General features: G+C 73.3%; 17 protein-coding genes and 1 riboswitch. Of the genes, 5 read left to right on the top strand and 12 right to left on the bottom strand.

Going from position 1 to position 18,749, the window contains the following annotated elements:
- The first annotated feature begins 135 nt into the window (after positions 1-135).
- On the top strand, positions 136-528 hold the full coding sequence (locus tag ACIF80_RS06385) for an FHA domain-containing protein (protein ID WP_399800087.1): 393 nt from the start codon (positions 136-138) through the stop codon (positions 526-528).
- A gap of 367 nt (positions 529-895) precedes the next feature.
- Positions 896-2,983: a phosphatase PAP2 family protein gene (locus ACIF80_RS06390; protein ID WP_399800090.1), complete on the top strand. Its 2,088-nt coding sequence runs from the start codon at positions 896-898 to the stop codon at positions 2,981-2,983.
- Positions 2,984-3,126: 143 nt separating this feature from the next.
- Here the strand turns inward: ACIF80_RS06390 and ACIF80_RS06395 are convergent, their stop codons facing one another.
- From ACIF80_RS06395 to ACIF80_RS06430, 8 genes are all read right to left on the bottom strand, one after another.
- Positions 3,127-3,543, bottom strand: a complete 417-nt coding sequence (locus ACIF80_RS06395; RefSeq protein WP_399800092.1) for a transglycosylase SLT domain-containing protein — start codon at positions 3,541-3,543, stop codon at positions 3,127-3,129.
- Positions 3,544-3,907: 364 nt separating this feature from the next.
- Positions 3,908-4,795: an ECF transporter S component gene (locus tag ACIF80_RS06400; RefSeq protein ID WP_399800094.1), complete on the bottom strand. Its 888-nt coding sequence runs from the start codon at positions 4,793-4,795 to the stop codon at positions 3,908-3,910.
- Positions 4,792-6,582: an ABC transporter ATP-binding protein gene (locus ACIF80_RS06405; protein ID WP_399800096.1), complete on the bottom strand. Its 1,791-nt coding sequence runs from the start codon at positions 6,580-6,582 to the stop codon at positions 4,792-4,794. The genes ACIF80_RS06400 and ACIF80_RS06405 overlap by 4 nt, the downstream gene beginning before the upstream one ends.
- Complete coding sequence (locus ACIF80_RS06410; RefSeq protein ID WP_399800098.1) at positions 6,579-7,718, bottom strand: energy-coupling factor transporter transmembrane component T; 1,140 nt, start codon at positions 7,716-7,718, stop codon at positions 6,579-6,581. The genes ACIF80_RS06405 and ACIF80_RS06410 overlap by 4 nt, the downstream gene beginning before the upstream one ends.
- Entirely contained in the window at positions 7,711-8,409 is a 699-nt protein-coding gene (locus tag ACIF80_RS06415; protein WP_399800101.1) for an SCO2322 family protein, read from the bottom strand. Before ACIF80_RS06415 ends, ACIF80_RS06410 begins: the two co-directional genes overlap by 8 nt.
- Positions 8,406-9,659, bottom strand: a complete 1,254-nt coding sequence (locus ACIF80_RS06420; RefSeq protein WP_399800103.1) for a prenyltransferase/squalene oxidase repeat-containing protein — start codon at positions 9,657-9,659, stop codon at positions 8,406-8,408. Before ACIF80_RS06420 ends, ACIF80_RS06415 begins: the two co-directional genes overlap by 4 nt.
- Positions 9,660-9,789: 130 nt before the next feature.
- Positions 9,790-9,862, bottom strand: a riboswitch (cobalamin riboswitch).
- A gap of 199 nt (positions 9,863-10,061) precedes the next feature.
- Complete coding sequence (locus ACIF80_RS06425) at positions 10,062-11,438, bottom strand: endo-1,4-beta-xylanase (protein WP_399800106.1); 1,377 nt, start codon at positions 11,436-11,438, stop codon at positions 10,062-10,064.
- Positions 11,439-11,703: 265 nt separating this feature from the next.
- Entirely contained in the window at positions 11,704-12,414 is a 711-nt protein-coding gene (locus tag ACIF80_RS06430) for a TetR family transcriptional regulator (RefSeq protein ID WP_399800109.1), read from the bottom strand.
- Positions 12,415-12,621: 207 nt separating this feature from the next.
- On the opposite strand from ACIF80_RS06430, the gene ACIF80_RS06435 reads away from it, so the two are divergent.
- Genes ACIF80_RS06435 through ACIF80_RS06445 form a run of 3 tightly spaced genes read left to right on the top strand, consistent with a single transcriptional unit; the run spans position 12,622 to position 15,964 of the window.
- On the top strand, positions 12,622-14,091 hold the full coding sequence (locus ACIF80_RS06435; protein ID WP_399800111.1) for a glycosyltransferase family 4 protein: 1,470 nt from the start codon (positions 12,622-12,624) through the stop codon (positions 14,089-14,091).
- Positions 14,085-14,891 carry a methyltransferase domain-containing protein gene (locus tag ACIF80_RS06440; protein WP_399800113.1) on the top strand — a complete coding sequence of 269 codons (807 nt, stop codon included), beginning with the start codon at positions 14,085-14,087 and terminating at the stop codon, positions 14,889-14,891. Before ACIF80_RS06435 ends, ACIF80_RS06440 begins: the two co-directional genes overlap by 7 nt.
- Positions 14,888-15,964: a prenyltransferase gene (locus ACIF80_RS06445; protein ID WP_399800115.1), complete on the top strand. Its 1,077-nt coding sequence runs from the start codon at positions 14,888-14,890 to the stop codon at positions 15,962-15,964. The genes ACIF80_RS06440 and ACIF80_RS06445 overlap by 4 nt, the downstream gene beginning before the upstream one ends.
- A gap of 95 nt (positions 15,965-16,059) precedes the next feature.
- On the opposite strand, the gene ACIF80_RS06450 is transcribed toward ACIF80_RS06445, so the two are convergent.
- From ACIF80_RS06450 to ACIF80_RS06465, 4 genes are all read right to left on the bottom strand, one after another.
- Positions 16,060-16,185: a hypothetical protein gene (locus tag ACIF80_RS06450; protein WP_399800117.1), complete on the bottom strand. Its 126-nt coding sequence runs from the start codon at positions 16,183-16,185 to the stop codon at positions 16,060-16,062.
- A gap of 82 nt (positions 16,186-16,267) precedes the next feature.
- Entirely contained in the window at positions 16,268-16,561 is a 294-nt protein-coding gene (locus tag ACIF80_RS06455) for a hypothetical protein (RefSeq protein WP_399800120.1), read from the bottom strand.
- A gap of 176 nt (positions 16,562-16,737) precedes the next feature.
- Positions 16,738-17,568 (bottom strand): hypothetical protein, encoded by an 831-nt coding sequence (locus ACIF80_RS06460; protein WP_399800123.1) that lies wholly within the window; start codon positions 17,566-17,568, stop codon positions 16,738-16,740.
- Between the two features lie 157 nt (positions 17,569-17,725).
- Entirely contained in the window at positions 17,726-18,730 is a 1,005-nt protein-coding gene (locus tag ACIF80_RS06465) for an N-acetylmuramoyl-L-alanine amidase (protein WP_399800126.1), read from the bottom strand.
- Between the last annotated feature and the right edge of the window lie 19 nt (positions 18,731-18,749).

Here is an 18,749-nt window from a genome sequence, read left to right on the forward strand (position 1 = left end):
GGACGGCCGGACGGGAGGGAGCCGGGCGTTTTATCATGCGGCGACAGCGAGCCGTTCCGGCCGCCGCACCAGGCCGTTCCGGCCGCCGTCGGGCCGGCGCCGCCGGTCCGCCAGAACGTCTCAGGAGGAGCGCCCGTGCTCGAACTCACCATGGCCACCGTGTCGTCGGCGGAATCGGGGGCCACGGCCGGCATGCTCATGGCCGACGCGCCGTCCGAGCCGGGCGCCGTGCTGCGGGTGGGCCGGGACAGGTCGGTGTGCCGGCTCTCCACGCCGGACGACTGGCTGTTCGTGTCCAGGGTCCACCTGGAGTTCCAGTGCGCCCAGGACGGCACCTGGTACCTGAGCTGGCTGCGCGGTTCGCTCCCCGAGCCGTCCTCCGAGGTCCGGCTGACCATCGGCGACCAGGTCCACCCGGTCGCCTACGGCGGCAGCGTCGCGCTGCCCCGGGGCGGCAACGGCGAGATCGTCGTCCTGGACCGCTCGGCCCCGCGCAGCGTCAACGTGGGTTTCTACCACGAGGTGTGAGGCGGAAAGCCGCTGCCGCCAGGGCCCGCCGGCCCACTCCGGCACCCGTGCCGGGGCGGAACCGTCGTCCCCCTCGACGCCGGCCGCCCAGCCCGCCGTCCCGCGCGGGTGAACTCCGGGCCCGCTCCAGGAGGCGCCGGGCGCCCCGCGCCCGGGTCTCCCGTGTGACCCCTCCCACGTCCCGGCGGGCGCCCCGCCCCCTCCGACCACCGCCATCCGGCCAAAGCCGGACCAAAGCGGGACGGACGTCAGGTGAACCGGGGGTTGCCTGCGTCTCTTCCGGGGGCGGCGCGAGCCTCATAGGGTTCGCGGAGGGACCCTCACGCGCGGGGCGCGTGGGATCAATGGGGTGGGAGGCCGACGAGGCGTGGCAAACGCGGAACACAGGGGGCGACCGGCGGAGGCTTTCCACGCCGCGGCGGTCGGTGACATCGGATCACGCCTGCACACGGTGCGGCTCGGACTGTGGCTGCTCGCCGCCGTCCTCGCCGTACGCCAGGTCGCGGCCGTCCTGACCACCCCGCGCGGGGAGCGGCTCACGGACCTCGAGACCTGGTTCGGACACGACGGCGTGCTGCAGGTGAGCGGCTCGCTCTACGAATCGACCCGCTTCACCGGTACGCCGTTCGGCGGACTCGTCCTCAAACCCCTCACCCGGTCGGCTGAACAGGCGCTCGGCTGGGGCTGGACCTTCGGCACGCTGCTGCTGGTCGTCGCGCTCGGCCTGATCGCCGCCCGCGCCCTGCCCCGGCCGGTCGGCCGCCGCACCGCGCTGCTGGCCGCGCCGGTCGCGATCAGCCTGCTCATGCTGTCCCTGCCGGTGCGCAACACCCTGTGGCTCGGGCAGACCAGCATCATCCCGGTCCTCCTCGTCCTGCTGGGCTGCTTCGTCGCCCGCGGACAGCGGGCCGGCGGCATCCTGATCGGTGTCGCCGCCGCCCTCCAGCCGGCCCTGCTGCTCTTCGCCCCCCTGCTCTGGTTCACCGGCCGCCGCCGGGCCGCCGCCGCGTCCGGCATCACCTTCGCCACGGGCACCGCGCTCGCCTGGGCCGCGATGCCCCAGGACTCGCACACCTACTGGGTGCACCACATGGCGGGCGCCGGACTCGGCGGCCGGGCCGACGACCTCGCCAACCAGTCCCTGCACGGCGCCCTCCTCCGCCTGGGAGCCGAGGGCCCCCTGGAGATCGGCCTCTTCCTGCTGATAGGCGCGGCCGTCGTCGTCCTCGGCCTGCGCCGCGCGGTGCGCTACGCCCACGACGGCCAGTTGCTGCTCGCCGTCGCGATCACCGGCTGCGCCGCCATCGTCGTCTCCCCGGCCGCGTGGCAGCACCAACTGCTGTGGGTGCTGCTCACCGTCGTCGGCGTGGCCGGCAGACGCGCCTCCGACCGGCTGGTGTGGCCCGTCGCCGTCGTCCTGGCGATGACGCTGCCGGCCACGATGATCCTGCCGAACCTGCCGGTCCTGCACCCCGTCCGCGACAACATCGTCCTGCTCGCCGCCCTCGCCGCCGCCACGGCGGTCCCGTTCCTGTCGCGTACCTCGCCGTACTTCCGCACGCCCGTCCCGACCCGGTACGCCGAACCCGTCCCCACCCGCTTCGAGCATGTCCCGCTGCTGCCGTTCCTGCGCCGGGTCGTGACCCGCCCCAACCTGCTGCTGGAACTGCTGCTGATCCGCGTCACCTACGCCGCGTACTCCAAGGTGCGGCTCGCGGCGACCGGCGGCAGCAACACGGAGGGGCGGGCCCGCGCGGAGGAGCACGCCCACCAGATCCTCGACCTCGAGCGCCTGCTCCACATGGACATCGAGTACGCGGTCAACCACGCGGTCGTGGGGATCGGCTGGCTGCGGAACTTCTTCGACTTCTACTACACGTCGTTCCACTTCGCCGTCCCGCTCACGGTCCTCGGGCTGCTGTACTGGCGGCGCCCCGTCGACTACCGGTGGGCGCGGGCGAGCCTCGGCTTCACCACGCTGCTGGCCCTGGTCGGCTTCTGGCTCTACCCGCTGGCCCCGCCGCGCCTGATGCCGAACCTGGGGATCATCGACACCGTGCACGGCGTGCAGGACTTCTCCAAGCCGGACTACGGCACCCTCACCGCCCTCACCAACCAGTACGCGGCGATGCCGTCCCTGCACTTCGGCTGGTCCCTGTGGTGCGGCCTGGCCATCGCGATCATCGCGCCCAGGATGTGGATGAAGGCGCTCGGTCTGCTCCACCCCCTGTTCACCGTCGCCGCGATCGTCGCCACCGGCAACCACTGGGTGCTGGACGCGGTGGGCGGAGCCCTCGTCGTCGTGGCCGGTTTCGGTCTGACGTACCTTCTCCAGGGGCCGCGTGCCCGGACGGCGGTGGCCGCCACCGCCACCGACACCGCGTCAGGCCCCGGGACCCCGGGAGCGAAGCTGCCGGGCCCTGCCCCCGCACCGGAGGAACCGGCCCGGAAGTAGGTTCCTGCGCGGCCGGTCCGTCACAGGGCTCCGCCGCGCATGGCGAAAGCGGCGGTCCCGGGGATCTGGGGGCCGCCGCTTTCGGTATGGGGGGGGGTGGTGCGGGTGCTGCCGGGGTGGTGCGAGGGCTGGTTCCGGCCCGGTCAGTACCAGTTGTTGGCCTGCCAGAAGTCCCAGGCGGCGCACGGGCTGCCGTAGCGCTCGTTCATGTAGCCGAGGCCCCACGAGATCTGGGTGGAGGGGTTGGTCTTCCAGTCCGAGCCGGCCGAGGCCATCTTCGAGGCGGGCAGGGCCTGGACCAGGCCGTAGGCGCCGCTGGAGGCGTTGGTGGCGGTGTGGTTCCAGCCGCTCTCGTGCTGGACGATGTTCGAGAAGCACTGGTACTGCGCGGAGTCGCCGATCATCGCCTGCGCGGTCGCCTGGGCCGAGCCCGTGGCCGTGGTGGCGGCCTGCGCGGGGGCGGCGGTGATCAGCGCACCGCAGGTGGCGGCGGTGAGAGCGGCACCGACGAGGGCCTTCTTCGGGGTGGCGACGGTGCGGAGGATGGAAACGGCGGACATCTAGAAACCTTTTCTTCGGCTGCAGGGCGGTCGTCGTAGCTCCGGCCCCCGGAACACCTGGTGGTGCGTGGGGGTGGGGCATACGTCGGCGCCGCGGCCCGGGTGGGGCACGTCGGCGCCTGGCGACTGCTCCACAGAAACAGCTTTCGAGGTTTGTCCGCAAAGGTCCCTTTTACTAACCACGGCCGCATCTGGGGTGAGTGTCGGCCTGTGGCCGACGGTCATCCGCGCAGGCCGGAGCGGGCGGGCCCGGGGGCGGGGGAGGCCTCCGGGACTACGATCCCGCTTCGTATGTGAGCCGGGTCATGTGGGGCGCCTCACGACGGGCCGTCAGTTCCGTCACCGTCGGCGTGCGCGGGAACACTCAGGGGTGGCCGGTGAAGGTGACCGGTGTCTCGAAAGCCGCCCTGCGGGTGGCGCGGCGCAGGGCGCGGAGCACCGGGGGGCCCAGCGTCAGGGCCAGGACGACGGTCAGCAGGGCCCGGCCCAGGTCCCAGCCGAGGGACGTGGCCAGGCAGTACGCCAGGAAACGGGCCAGGTTGGCGGGGACCGACGCGTCCGGGTCGAAGGAGATGTTCGAGGCCAGGGCGGCCATGAAGGGCCAGCCCGCCATGTTCATCATCGTGCCGTAGGCGAAGGCCGCCAGGAATCCGTAGGCGGCGAGCACGCACAGCTCCGCCCGGCCCCGCAGCCGGTCCGGGCCCGGGAGCAGGCCCGCGCCCATCGTGAACCAGCCCATCGACAGCATCTGGAACGGCAGCCACGGGCCCACCCCGCCCGTGAGCAGCGCGGACGCGAACATCGTCACCGAGCCGAGCACGAAGCCGAAACCCGGCCCGAGGACCCGCCCGCTGAGGACCATCAGGAAGAACATGGGTTCCAGGCCGGCCGTCCCCGCGCCGATGGGGCGCAGCGCCGCTCCCGCCGCCGCCAGCACGCCCAGCATCGCGACCGCCTTCGGACCCAGGCCCGACTCCGAGATCGTCGCCGCCACCACCCCGACCAGCAGCACGAGGAGCCCCGCGAACAGCCACGGCGCGTCCTGCGCGTGGGCGTTGAGGGTGGAGGCGGGCGGGGCCAGGAAGGGCCAGCCGAACGCGGCCACGCCCACCGCGCTCACCAGGGCCAGCGCCACCAGCGAACGCGGACCCAGACGGACGGCCCGCGCCTGGCGCTGGGTGCCGGTGGCCCTGCCGGTGGTGCCGGTGGCTGTGGCCGCCTTGTCCGGGGCCGGGGTGGGTGCGGGTGTCATGACAGGGCCTCCCGGACCTGGGAGACCGTGAGCCAGTGCTGCGGGGCCAGGATCTTGGCCACCTGCGGGGCGAAGGACGGCGACGCGACGACCACGTCGGCCGCCGGACCGTCGGCGATGACCTCGCCCTCGGCGAGGAGGACGACCCGGTGGACGAGTTCCGCCGCCAGCTCCACGTCGTGCGTGGCCAGGACGATCGCGTGGCCCTCGGCGGCCAGCCCGCGCAGGACGGTCACCAGACGGGCCTTCGCCGCGTAGTCCAGGCCGCGGGTCGGCTCGTCGAGGAGGAGCAGCGGCGGGCGGGCGGTGAGGACGATCGCCAGGGCGAGGGTCAGGCGCTGTCCCTCGGACAGGTCACGCGGGTGGGTGTCGTCCGCGATGCCGGGCAGCAGCTCCGACAGCAGGGCGCGGCAGGTGCCCGGCTCCGCCTCCGCGTCCCGGTCGGCGGCGGTGCACTCCGCGGCGACCGTGTCCGCGTACAGCAGGTCCCGCGGCTCCTGCGGGACGAGTCCCACCCGGCGGACCAGGTCGCGGGGGCGGGTGCGGTGCGGTACGGCGCCGCCGGTGCGGACCGAACCGGCGGACGGTTCCACGAGCCCGACCAGTGCGCCGAGCAGCGTGGACTTGCCGGCGCCGTTGCGGCCCATGAGCGCGATCGTCTCGCCCGGGGCGACCGTCAGATCGACGTGGCGCAGCGCCCGGACGCTGCCGCGACGGACGGCCAGGGCACGGACCTCGGCCACATGGGCGGGTGCGGGTGCGGGGGCGGGAGAGGCCGTGGCTGTGTCCGGCCGCTTGCGGGTGAACAGGGAGAGGGGGGTCCTGCGGGTGGCGCGGGTGGTGGCGGTGGTGAGGGCTTCCGGGGCCGGCCGGGCGGGGTCCGGTGCGGTCGTCGCCGCTGACGCCGCCGTGACGGATGCGGCCTCCGCCCTCGCCTCCGCCCTCGCTTCCGTCCTCGCCTCCGCTTCCGCCTGCGCGAGGCGCTCGCGCAGGGGGGTCGCGCGGCGGCGGGCGTCGCGTACGGTCAGCGGGAGCGGGGACCAGCCGGCGAGCCGGCCCAGGGCCACCACCGGCGGGAACACCGGGGACACCGCCATCACCTCCGCCGGGGTCCCGAGCAGCGGGGGCTGGCCCGGCCCCGGCAGCAGCGCCACCCGGTCGGCGTACTGGACGACGCGTTCCAGGCGGTGTTCGGCCAGGAGGACGGTGGTGCCGAGATCGTGGACGAGACGCTGGAGCACCGCGAGGACCTCCTCGGCCGCCGCGGGGTCCAGCGCGGACGTCGGCTCGTCGAGGACCAGCACCCGGGGGTGCGGGGTGAGGACCGAGCCGATGGCGACGCGCTGCTGCTGGCCGCCGGAGAGCGTGGAGATGGGGCGGTCCCGCAGGTCGGCCAGGCCCAGCAGGTCCAGCGTCTCCTCGACGCGACGGCGCATCACGTCCGGAGGCAGGCCCAACGACTCCATGCCGTAGGCGAGTTCGTCCTCGACGAGATCCGTCACGAAGTGCGACAGCGGGTCCTGGCCCACCGTCCCCACCACGTCGGCCAGTTCGCGTGGCTTGTGGGTACGGGTGTCGCGGCCGGCCACCGTGACCCTGCCGCGCAGGGTGCCGCCCGTGAAGTGCGGGACGAGGCCGCTGACCGCGCCCAGCACCGTGGACTTGCCGACCCCGGACGGCCCGGCGAGCAGGACGAGTTCGCCCTCCGGGACCTGGAAGTCGACGCCCCGCACGGAGGGTTCGGGGGAGCCGTCGTACGTCACGGAGACGTTCTCGAAGCGGATCACGACGGCTCCTTGCCGGTGTCCTCGGGGGCGGGGGTGACGAAGGCGGGGAGCAGGCCGATGAGTACGGCCGCCGCCGGCCACAGGGGCAGGACGGGTGCGACCAGCGGCACCACACCGGGGTGCAGGGCCGCCGGGTCGCGTGCGGCGGCGACGGCCAGCAGCGCCGCGACCGCCGCGCCGGAGCCGGCGACCAGCCAGGCGCGGGTGTCCCAGCGGTCGGGTCGGTAAAGGGTGCGCGGGGAACGCCGTCCGCCCAGCCACAGCCCCGCGAGCGCGGCGGCCAGACCGGCCAGGAGCACGGGGACGCCGTACGCGGCGCCTTCGGCGGTGAGCAGACCGTAGGTGCCCGCGCAGACGCCGAGCAGCCCGCCGAGGGTGAGGACGGCGGTGGTGCGCCGGACCCCGGCCGGGACCTGCGCCGTACGGCCGTACCCGCGGGCGTCCATCGCGGCGGCGAGCGCGACCGAACGCTCCAACGCGCCTTCCAGCACCGGGAGTCCGACCTGGAGCAGACCGCGGACCCCGCGGTCGGGGCGGCCCCGCAGCCGACGGGCGGCGCGCAGCCGCTGGACGTCCGTGATCAGACTCGGCGCGAAGGTCAGCGCCACGACCACGGCCACACCCATCTCGTACAGCGCGCCGGGCAGGGACTTCAGCAGGCGGGACGGGTTGGCGAGGGCGTTCGCGGCGCCGACGCAGATGAGCAGCGTGGCCAGCTTCATGCCGTCGTACAGGGCGAACGTGAGCGCCTCGGCCGTGACCCGGCCGCCCAGGCGGATGCCCTGCGCCCAGTCGGGGAGCGGGACTTCGGGCAGGTCGACGAGGACGTGCGCACCGGGGAGGGGGGAGCCGAGGACGATCGCGAAGAGCAGCCGGACGAGGATCACGGCCAGCGCCAGCTTGACGAACGCGCCGTACGAGCGGGCCCAGGGGGCGTTCGGCCGGCGGGTGGCCACGACGTAGGCGGAGACCATGACGAGGAGGGCGAGCAGCAGGGGGTTGGTGGTGCGGGTGGCGGCGACACCGAGGGCCAGCGCCCACAGCCACCAGGCGCCGGGGTGCAGGGGGGTGCCCTGCCGGCGACGGGGGGCGGGGGCGGTGCGTTCCCGTGGCCGGCTGCCGCCGGACTCAGCCACGACGGCGTACCTGCCAGAAGGCCGCCGCCCCGAGCAGCGCCATCACGGCGACCCCGGCGAAGAGACCGAGGGACGGACCACCGCCGTCCCCGGACGCCGAGGAGTCAGGGGAACCGGCCCCCTCGGACCCGCCCTCCGTCCCCTTCTCGGGCGCCGAGGCGCCCGTGCCGGACTCCGTGCCCGTGCCCGTCCCCGACACCTGCTCCCCGCACCCGCGTTCCGGGTATCCGGCGATGGCGCACAGCAGGGCGCTGCTGTCGTAGCGCAGGGGCTCGGCGACGGAGGCCAGTGCCTCGGCGGTGCTGGCGTCCGGGGCGACCCGGGCGCAGGCGGTGCGGTGCGCGGGCGGGGTCTCGCCGGACGGGGCGTCCCCGGCCGTGCCGAAGTCGATGACGAGGGCGACCCGCTTGCTGCCGTCCTTCGCGGGGGTCTTCGCGCAGATGCCGGCGAAGTCGGCGGCGCCCCGGGGCTGCGCCGAGTCGTCGGCCTCCTCGCTGACGGCGAAGCGGAAGCCCTGGACGTCGCCGTCGGCGGGGCGGGCGACGGACGGGCCCTGGGTGGCGTACGTCCAGCTGTCGCCGTCGAGGTCCCAGAACGACCAGTACCGGTAGCCGGCGGCCTGCGCCTGGCCCGCGCCCGTCAGCAGGGGCAGGAGCGCGGCCAGGAACAGGACGACGGCCCGGCGGATCACGGCTGCTGCCTCTTCTTCCGGCTGCTCACCAGGATGCCGACGCCGGCGCCGGCGACCAGGCAGACCCCGAGGGCCCACCAGACGCCGGAACCGGCGCCCGAGTCGTCCTTCTCCTTCTCGTCCTTCTGTTCCTGCCCGTTCTTCTCGCCGGACGTGCCGGCCGCCGGGGCGGCGGGCCCCGTGGCGGTCAGCTGCTTCACCAGGTCGGTGCCGCCGAAGGCGCGCGGGTCGGTGCCCGTGGCGTGGGCGGCGAAGATCAGCTGGGCGTAGGCGGCGGGACCGCTCTGGGCGGCCCAGTCGGCGGCGTTCTTCTCCAGCCAGGCCACGGACTTCGCGGCCGGCCCGGTGGCGCCCTGCGCCGCGAGCGCGACCACCGCGTCGGCGGTGTTGCCGTAGTCGGGCTGGTCCTCGGCGCCGGGGAGCGCGGAGACGAGGTGACCGTCGGCGGCGAGCGCGTCCGTGAGGTGGGCGGCACCGTTGGCGGCGGCCTGCTCGGGCGTGCCGGCCTTCTCGCACGCGGCGTCCGCCGCCCCGTCCTTGCCCTTGCCGGGCTCGACCACCAGGCCCGCGCCGAGGGAGCCGGCCACGCCGGCCGCGGTGGCGTCGGTGTTGGCGACCAGCTCGCCCTTCTTGTCCGGCTGGAAGGCGAAGGCGCCCGCCCCGTCGCCCTTGGCGTCGCACGGCAGCGCCAGCTTCAGCAGGGCGTCGTAGGGGGACTTGCCGCCCTTGACCACCTCGGCCGGCTTCTCGCCCGCGGCGGCGAGCGCGCCGACGACGACGGAGGTGGAGTTGGCGTCACTGGCCCCGCCCGCCGTGTAGCCCCAGCCGCCGTCCTTGTTCTGTACGGACTTCAGCCAGCCGAGGGCCTTGCCGGTGACGGCGTCGTGCCCGCCGAGCGCGGCGAGGGCCTGCACGGCGGCGGCGGTCTGGTTGGTGTCGACCATGGTCTTGGCGTCGCACGCCGTGCCGGTGTCGGCGCGGAACGGGGCGAAGGACCCGTCGGCGCACTGCTGGCCGGCCAGCCAGTCGACGGCTTCCTCCGGCGGCTCGGCGCCCACCGTGTGCTGGGCGAGCAGGGCCAGCGACTGGCGCCACACGCCGTCGTACTGGGGATCGCTCTCGCCGTACAGGGCGGAGGGCAGGGCCTGCTGGGACGGCGAGGGGGACGGGGACGAATCGGCGGTGGCCGGTGCGGCGGCGCCGATCACGGCTATCGCGGCCAGGACCGCTGCGCTGCTGCGGACGTTCATGATCGGCGGGGGCCTCTCCCTGTGAGGGAGTCGGGCAGCACGGGACACCCCGGCGGCTCGGCTCCGTATACCTCGACGGTGCCGCGCACCGGCGGACCGCCGGGCGCGTGAGCCGGTCACGTTCCGTCCGGGGCATTCCGGCTCGCCGTCCTGGCGGACGGCTCACGGTTGCGGGTCAGCGCCGGAATTGCACCGGCTTCCCCCCGTACGGGTGTGATGACGACGTCGCCACTCTACCCGCCCGTAGGAAAGCGGTCAGGGGTGGCCCGAAGAGGGTGGCCGAGGTCACCGGCGGCGTACGTCACCGCTCACACCGCCGCGTACGCCACCGGCCCGCCCCCGTGGGTTCCGGGGCGGGCCGGCGGGTCTGTCCGTGGTGCCTGTGATGCCGGGACGGGGTGGTCAGGACGCGGTGCAGGTGCCGACGCTCGGTGGTGTCGTGTTGCCGTTCGTCATGACAGTGAACCCGAAACTGGTCGACGCCCCGGCCGCCAGTGAGCCGTTGCCGCTGGGCCGCATCGTCATCACGTTGCCGCTGCCGTCCCAGCTGGGTGAGCCGTTCCAGGTGGCCGAGACCTTCTGCGGGGACGTCACCGTGACGTTCACCGACCAGTTGCTGATCGCCGAATTGCCCGCGGTGATGGTCACCCTGCCGTTGAAGCGGTCCCCCCACACCTCCGCCCTGCTGTAGACGGCGGTGCAGCTCGCGCCCGGGTTCCCGGGGTCGCCGCCACCGCCGTCGGAGCCCCCGAGCGCGCTCAGGACCGCGTGGTAGGCGGGCTTCTTGGTGTAGTTGTCGTCGAACAGCAGGGGCGTTCCGCTCGCCCGCCACGAGTACTTGTCCGGGATGCCCCACACCGTGATGCCGGTGCACCGCGAGACCGCGAGGCAGGCCGTGACGACGTTGCCGTAGTGGGTGGCCTGGGTCGTGCCCGAGCCCTCGATGTCCAGCTCGGTGATCTGCACGTCCACGCCGAGGTCGGCGAAGCGCTGGAGGTTGGCCCGGTAGTCGGACGGGACGGGGGACGCGCTGTTGAAGTGGGACTGGAAGCCGACGCAGTCGATGGGCACGCCGCGGGACTTGAAGTCCCGGACGAGGTTGTAGACGGCGTTGCTCTTCGCGTTGACGCCGTCGGTGTTGTAGTCGTTGTAGCAGAGCTTGGCGTTCGGGTCGGCCGTGCGGGCCGTGCGGAAGGCCTCCTCGATGAAGCCGTTGCCGAGCCGGTCCTGGAAGGGCGAGCTGCGCCGGGCGCCGCTGTTTCCGTCCTGGAACGCCTCGTTGACCACGTCCCAGGAGTGGATCTGACCCCGGTAGTGCGTCATGACCTGGGTGATGTGGTTGTTCATCGCCGACCGCAGATCGGCGGTGCCGAGGCCGGAGACCCAGCCGGGCAGCTGGGAGTGCCACACCAGGGTGTGCCCGCGGACCGCCATGCCCCGGCCCCGGGCGTGGTTCACGATCCGGTCGGCGTTGCCGAAGCTGAACGAGCCGCGGCTGGGCTCGAGGGCGTCCCACTTCATCTCGTTCTCGGGCGTCACCGAGTTGAACTCGGTGTTGAGCGTGGCGGCGTACTGCGTCTCGCCCAGGTGGTTCGCCGCGACCGCGGCGCCGAAGTAGCGGCCCTTCTCGGCCGCCGCCGCGCCCAGGGTGTCGGCGGCGTGTGCGGTGCTCTGGGGGAGCGCCACGAGCGCGGTCACGGTGAGCAGCGCGGTCGCGGCGACGGCCAGGGGGCCTCGGGCCGCTTTGGCTCGTACCTCTCGGACTCCTAATTTGATCATGCGCATGTCATCCCTTCTCCGGTGGGGGTGCCGTGATGGTGCGGATGGCGGGGATCGTCTGCTGCGGTGTTCTGCGCCGAGGCGCTCGAAGCGCGCCCTGCGGTTTCGAATGTTTCGGAAGAAACTCCGAATGGCAGCGCAGACGATATGAATGAACGGAGGGGTGGTCAACCGTTCGCGCGCAATCGGGCCGCGTATGGCCGAAGGGTGACAGGTGCGGGAGAGGTGAGTGGCCGAGGAGAAGGCTTCGAAAGTTTCGAACTCGTCAGCCGGAATCCTTCGATGTCGACGGAGGTGCCGCCAGATCGATCAGGCGGCACACCGTCTCTATGTCGATCTTGACCTGGGCGATGGAGGCGCGCCCCGACAGCCAGGTGATGAGCGCCGAGTGCCAGGTGTGCTCGATGACGCGGACCGCCGAGAGCTGGTCCGGCGTGGGGTTCTCGAGGCCCATGGAGTCCAGGATGATCGCCGTCGTCTGGCGGGAGACCTGGTCGACCTCCGGGCTCACGCTGCGGTCCGCGAACGTCAGGGCGCGCACCATCGCGTCGGCCAGCTGCGGCTCGCGCTGGAGCGAGCGGAAGGCCCGCATCAGGGTCTCCGCGACCCGCTCGGCGGCCGTCTCGCCCGTCGGCGGCTTCTTCCGCAGGGTGCCGTGCATGTGCTCCAGCTGGTCCTGCATCGTGGCCACCAGCAGGTGGACCTTGGACGGGAAGTACCGGTACAGGGTGCCCAGTGCCACCTGGGAGGACTCCGCGACCTCGCGCATCTGCACCGCGTCGAAGCCGCCCCGGCCGGCCAGCTGGGCGCTCGCGCGCAGGATGCGCCGCCTGCGCGCCTCCTGTCGCTCGGTCAGGGGTGAGGCCGGGGAGGTTCGAGTGGTGCCGGCCTTCATCTTCGCCGCCTTGTCCGCCTTGGCCGGTTCACCCGGCTTCGCCGCCTCGGCCGCCTTGTCCCTGTGGGCTTCCGCGGGCATGGGCCCCATTCCGTGACCGTCGGTGAGGGTTGATGATCGGACAGCATGGCACGCATCCCGTCGTGGCGTGAATCACCTGATCCACTGCCCGCCGCGTCCCTACCTGCCGGTAGATTCGGAGCCTCCGAACGATCAACTCTGAAACTTGTTCTAGGTTAGCGTCCCGACATAGAGTCGCGGGACCGTGCAGGGAGAAGGGGGCCCAGAGTGACCGCTGAGGCCAGTCAGGCCGGGCTCTCGCAGGGTCCGTCCTCCGACGGCTTGCGACCGCTCCGCATAGCGCTCCTCACCTACAAGGGGAACCCGTTCTGCGGCGGACAGGGTGTCTACGTCCGACACCTCTCCCGCGAGCTCGCCCGCCTCGGACACCAGGTCGAGGTCATCGGCGCCCAGCCCTACCCCGTCCTCGACGAGGGCTACGACAGGCTGAGCCTGACCGAGCTGCCCAGCCTCGACCTCTACCGCCAGCCGGATCCCTTCCGCACCCCGGGCCGCGGCGAGTACCGCGACTGGATCGACGCGCTCGAGGTCGGCACCATGTGGACCGGCGGCTTCCCCGAGCCGCTGACCTTCTCGCTGCGCGCCCGCCGTCACCTGCGGGCCCGGCGCGGCGACTTCGACGTCGTCCACGACAACCAGACGCTCGGCTACGGCCTGCTCGGTGACGTCGGCGCGCCCCTGGTGACCACGATCCACCACCCCATCACCGTCGACCGGCAGCTGGACCTGGACGCGGCGGAGAGCAGGCGCAGGCGCGCCTCGGTGCGCCGCTGGTACGCGTTCACCAGGATGCAGAAGCGGGTCGCCCGCCGTCTGCCCTCCGTGCTCACCGTCTCCGGCACCTCCCGCGACGAGATCGTCGGTCACCTGGGCGTACGCCAGGACCGCATCCACGTCGTCCACATCGGCGCCGACACCGACCTGTTCTCACCGGACCCGTCGGTGCCCGTCGTGCCGGGCCGGATCGTGACGACGTCCAGCGCGGACGTGCCGCTCAAGGGCCTGGTCTTCCTCGTCGAGGCGCTGGCCAAGGTCCGCGTCGAACAGCCCGGGGCGCACCTCGTCGTCGTCGGCACGCGCCCCGCCAAGGGGCCCGTCGCGCAGGCGATGGAGCGGTACGGGCTCGGCGACGCCGTCGAGTTCGTCAAGGGCATCTCGGACGCGGAACTGGTCGATCTCGTGCGCTCCGCCCAGGTCGCCTGCGTACCGTCGCTGTACGAGGGCTTCTCGCTGCCCGCCGCCGAGGCGATGGCCACCGGCACCCCACTGCTCGCCACGACCGGCGGCGCGATCCCGGAGGTCGCCGGCCGCGACGGCGAGACCTGCCTGGCCGTCCCGCCCGGCGACGCGGAGGCGCTGGCCGCCGGGCTGAACCGGCTGCTCGGCGACCCAGAGCTGCGCGCGCGGCTCGGCGCCGCCGGACGGGAACGGGTGCTGCGGCACTTCACCTGGGCCCGCGCGGCCGAGGGCACGGTCGCCCGCTACCGCGAGGCGATGGCCCGCACCGGCGGGACCGCAGCGGCCGATCCCGTCGCCGCCGCTCCCGCTCCCGCGGCCGGCCCGGCGCCCGTGGCGGCCGGCCCGGCGGCCGAGGGTGCCGCCGGCCCCGGGGCGGTCCGGACGCCTGCCGCAGAAGAACCCGTCACCTCCCACCGTGAAAGCAGGGCCACGTGCTGACCGTCGACTTCTCCCGGTTCCCGCTCGCCCCGGGCGACCGTGTCCTGGACCTCGGATGCGGGGCCGGCCGGCACGCGTTCGAGTGCTACCGGCGCGGGGCGCAGGTCGTGGCGCTGGACCAGAACGGCGAGGAGATCCGCGAGGTCGCCAAGTGGTTCGCCGCGATGAAGGAGGCCGGGGAGGCGCCCGCCGGGGCCACCGCCACGGCGATGGAGGGCGACGCCCTCGCCCTGCCCTTCCCCGACGAGTCCTTCGACGTCGTGATCATCTCCGAGGTCATGGAGCACATCCCCGACGACAAGGGCGTCCTCGCCGAGATGGTCCGCGTGCTCAGGCCCGGCGGCCGCATCGCGGTCACCGTGCCGCGCTACGGCCCCGAGAAGGTGTGCTGGACCCTGTCCGACGCCTACCACGAGGTCGAGGGCGGCCACATCCGCATCTACAAGGCCGACCAGCTGCTGGCCAGGATGCGCGAGGCCGGCCTGCGCCCCTACGGCACCCACCACGCGCACGCGCTGCACTCGCCGTACTGGTGGCTGAAGTGCGCCTTCGGCGTGGACAACGACAAGGCGCTGCCGGTACGGGCGTACCACAAGCTGCTGGTCTGGGACATCATGAAGAAGCCGCTGGCCACCCGCCTCGCGGAGCGGACCCTGAACCCGGTGATGGGCAAGAGCTTCGTGGCGTACGCGACCAAGCCGCACCTGCCGCGCGCCGCGGCCGGAGCCGTGGCGGAAGCCGGGGCCGGAGCGGGTGCGGACACCGCGACGGCTGCCGAGGCCGGGGCGGCCACCCCGTGACGACCCCCCGGACGGAACACCTCGTCCTGCCCGAGGTCCTCACCGCCGAGCAGGCCGCCGCGACCGTCGCCGGCATCCTCGCCGTGCAGCGTGAGGACGGGGCGATCCCCTGGTTCAGGGGCCACCACCTCGACCCGTGGGACCACGTCGAGGCCGCGATGGCCCTGGACGCCGCAGGCGCCCACGAGGCCGCCGAGCAGGCCTACCTGTGGCTGGCCAGGCACCAGCTGGCGGACGGATCCTGGTACGCGGCGTACGCCGACGGCGACCCCGACGACGTCACCGACCGGGGGCGGGAGACCAACTTCGTCGCCTACGTCGCCGTCGGCGTCTGGCACCACTACCTCTCCACCGGCGACGACACCTTCCTGGACCGCCTGTGGCCCACCGTGTACGCGGCCGTGGAGTGGGTGCTGCGGCTCCAGCAGCCCGGCGGGCAGATCGGCTGGCGGCGCGACGACGACGGCACACCCACCGCGGACGCGCTGCTCACCGGCTGCTCCTCCGTCCACCACGCGCTGCGCTGCGCCCTCGCCATCGCCGAGCAGCGGGAGGAACCGCAGCCGGACTGGGAGCTGGCGGCCGGCGCGCTCCGGCACGCGATCCGGCACCACCCGGAGCGGTTCCTCGACAAGGACCGCTACTCCATGGACTGGTACTACCCCGTGCTGGGCGGCGCCCTCACCGACGCCGAGGCCAAGGAGCGGATCGAGGAGGGCTGGGACCGCTTCGTCGTCCCCGGGCTCGGGGTGCGCTGCGTGGCCCCCAACCCGTGGGTGACCGGCGGCGAGTCGGCCGAACTCGCCCTGGCCCTCTGGGTGATGGGCGAGTCCGACCGCGCGCTGGAGGTGCTCCAGTCCATCCAGCACCTGCGCGATCCGGAGACCGGCCTGTACTGGACGGGGTACGTCTTCGACGACGAGGCGATCTGGCCGGTCGAGCTGACCGCCTGGACGGCCGGCTCGCTGCTGCTGGCCGTCGCCGCGCTCGGCGGTCACGAGGCCACCTGCGCGGTCTTCAGCGGTGACCGCCTCCCGAGGGGCCTCGACCCCGACTGCTGCGCCGGGGTCTGACACCGGAGTCCGACCGGAGGAACGGCCGCCGGGGCGGGAGCCGCCCTCGGTCCGGCGGCCGCGACCCGGCGGACGACGGACGAAGAGCCTCGACCTCAGCGCCGGTGGAGGCTGTTGGCGATGCCGTGGCCGATGAAGAGGTGGACCACGGCGGCCAGGCCGTATCCGGCGATCACCCGGGCCCAGTCCTCGTCGAAGGTGCTGTGTTCTCCGGGGGACACCCCCAGACCCCCCTGGTCACGCGACCGGCCGCTCGGCCGGTCGGGTCGTGGGCGGAGGGGCGGGGGCCGTGCGGGGTGGGGGTCAGCGCCGGTGGAGGCTGTTGGCGATGCCGTGGCCGATGAAGAGGTAGACCACGGCGGCCAGGCCGTATCCGGCGATCACCCGGGCCCAGTCCTCGTCGAAGGTGAACAGGTCACGCGACCAGCCTGCCAGCCAGTTGGCCGCGTCATGGACGAACTGGACCAGTTCATTGGCCCGGTTGGCGTCCAACAGGTACATCAGAATCCAGAGTCCGAGTATGGCGGCCATGATGTCCGCGATCACCGCGACGACCGTCCCTGCGGAGCTGGAACCACTGCGAGTTCGTGGGGACATGGTGTCCGTCTGGCCTCGAAACCGCGATTGAAACCCGACGGCCGGGCAGGCGCCGTCAGGTCGGCCGGTTGGCCGGCCGTCAGGTCAGCCGGCCGGTGGGTCAGCCGCGCGGGCGTCGACCGTACGACAACGGCCCCTCGTCCAAAAGGACGAGGGGCCGCGTGCTGCGGAGCGGGTCAGCCGCGCTGGATGCCCGAGGTGTCCTGGAGGACGCCACGACGGCCGTCCTGCGTCTGGGCGACGAGGGCCGGACCGCGCTGCTCGACGGCCAGGTACCAGGTGCCGGGGGCCAGTTCGGCGATCGGAGTCTGCGAACCGTCCTCCGGGAACAGCGGCCGGGGCACCGGCACGGCGAACCAGAACGGCGAGAAGTCGGCGGCGGGCGGTGCGGCCGGCTGACCGGGCTGCTGGCCGGCGAATGACTGACCGGGCTGACCGGGCTGGCCCGGCTGCGGCTGACCGCCGAAGCCGGCCTGCTGCGCACCCGGGTAGCCGTAACCGCCGGGCGGCTGGGCGCCGTAGGGCTGCGGGGCTGCGGGACGGGCCGCCGGCACGAGCGAGCCCTTGAGGGCCGGGACCAGCGGGGTGGCGACGGCGGCGGCGGCCATGATCAGCGTCGCGACGAGGGCCAGGATGAGACCGATACCGGAGTCGGGCCCGTCCGTGGAGGAACCGCTGGTGACGTTGTTGGCGCCGCCGGCCGGGTCGAAGATGTTGCCGAGTGCGCTCCAGGCCGCGAAGACGATGAACGCGACGCCGAACTGGCCGAGGTCCAGGCCCGCGACCTTCGGCGGCTGCGGCAGTCCGCGGGACACGACGACGAGCGCCGCGCCGATGATGCCCGCCAGCACGACACCGAACACGACCGGGCCGCTTCCCCACAGGCTGGGGATGACGTCGTCGGGGGCGCCGTCGATCGAGTAGAGGTCGAGGAACGACGCGATGAACAGCAATACCGCTGCTCCGATCACCACGCCGTCGCCTCGAGTGAGGGAGCGGATATTCACTTCAGGTCCTTCTCGGTCGTCTCGTCGTCGGCAGAGGCGTCGCTGTCACCACGTCGCCCTCGGGGCCCGGTGTGAAGCGCGGGGGTGACCCCTCATCGTGGGGACGACACTATCGTCCGCACGATCTGGCTGTCCGCCCGGATCAGCCCACCTACCCCTACCCGCGCAGGAAACTCACGATTCCCTCGGAGATTCCCTGCGCCGCTTTCTGCCGCCAGGCACCGCTGGTCAGAAGTGCCGCGTCCTTGCTATCGCGCATGTTGCCGCACTCGATGAACACCTTGGGAACCGTTGACAGATTGAGACCGCCCAGGTCCTTACGCGTGACGAGACCGGTACCGCCGCCCACGTAGTTGGACGGCCCGTTGCCGGTGGCGCGTACGAAATTGCCCGCGATGCGCTCACCGAGTTCGCGGGACGGCTCGACGATGGCCCGGGTGTCGGCGGCGCCGGAGTTCACGGAGCCGGGAAGGATCACGTGGAAACCGCGGTTCCCGGTGCCCGAACCGTCCGCGTGGATCGACACGACGGCATCGGCCTTCGCCTCGTTGCCGATCCGTGCCCGTTCGTCGATGCACGGCCCGAACGGCCGGTCGTCGTCCTGCGTCAGCTTCACCGTGGCGCCCTGCGCCTCGAGGAGCGCGCGCATCCGGTGGGCGACGTCCAGGGTGAACTTCGCCTCGCTGAAACCGTCGTTGGTGGACGTGCCGGTGGTGTCGCACTCCTTGGAGTTCGTCCCGATGTTCACCTGGCGGTTGATCTCGGCGGTGTGCTGGAAGTTGCCCGGGTTGTGCCCGGGGTCGACGACCACGACCTTCCCCTTGAGCGGCCCGGTCCCGGCGGGCGCGGACGCGGACGGGGAGGAGGACGCGGATGCGGAGCCGGGGGAGGCGTTCGGCTTCTTGCCGTCGGACTCGTCGGACTCGTCCGACCCGCCCGAGGGCGAGGCGCCGGCGGAGGACGGTGCCGGGGAGGAGGCCGAGGCGGACGCCCCGGCGGACGTGCTCGCGTCGCCCCCGTCGTCCCCCGATCCGCCCACGGCCGCGTAGACGGCCCAGCCGAGCAGCGCGCCCGGCACGAGCGCGGCGAGCGCCACGGTCAGGGGTCCACGCCGGAAGCGGCGGGACGGCGGCGGATCGAAGTCGGGGCCTGTGTACGACACGCAGCCACCCTAACGGCCG

The organism is Streptomyces sp. NPDC085927 (genome assembly GCF_044540975.1).
Classification (GTDB): Bacteria; Actinomycetota; Actinomycetes; order Streptomycetales; family Streptomycetaceae; genus Streptomyces; species Streptomyces hirsutus.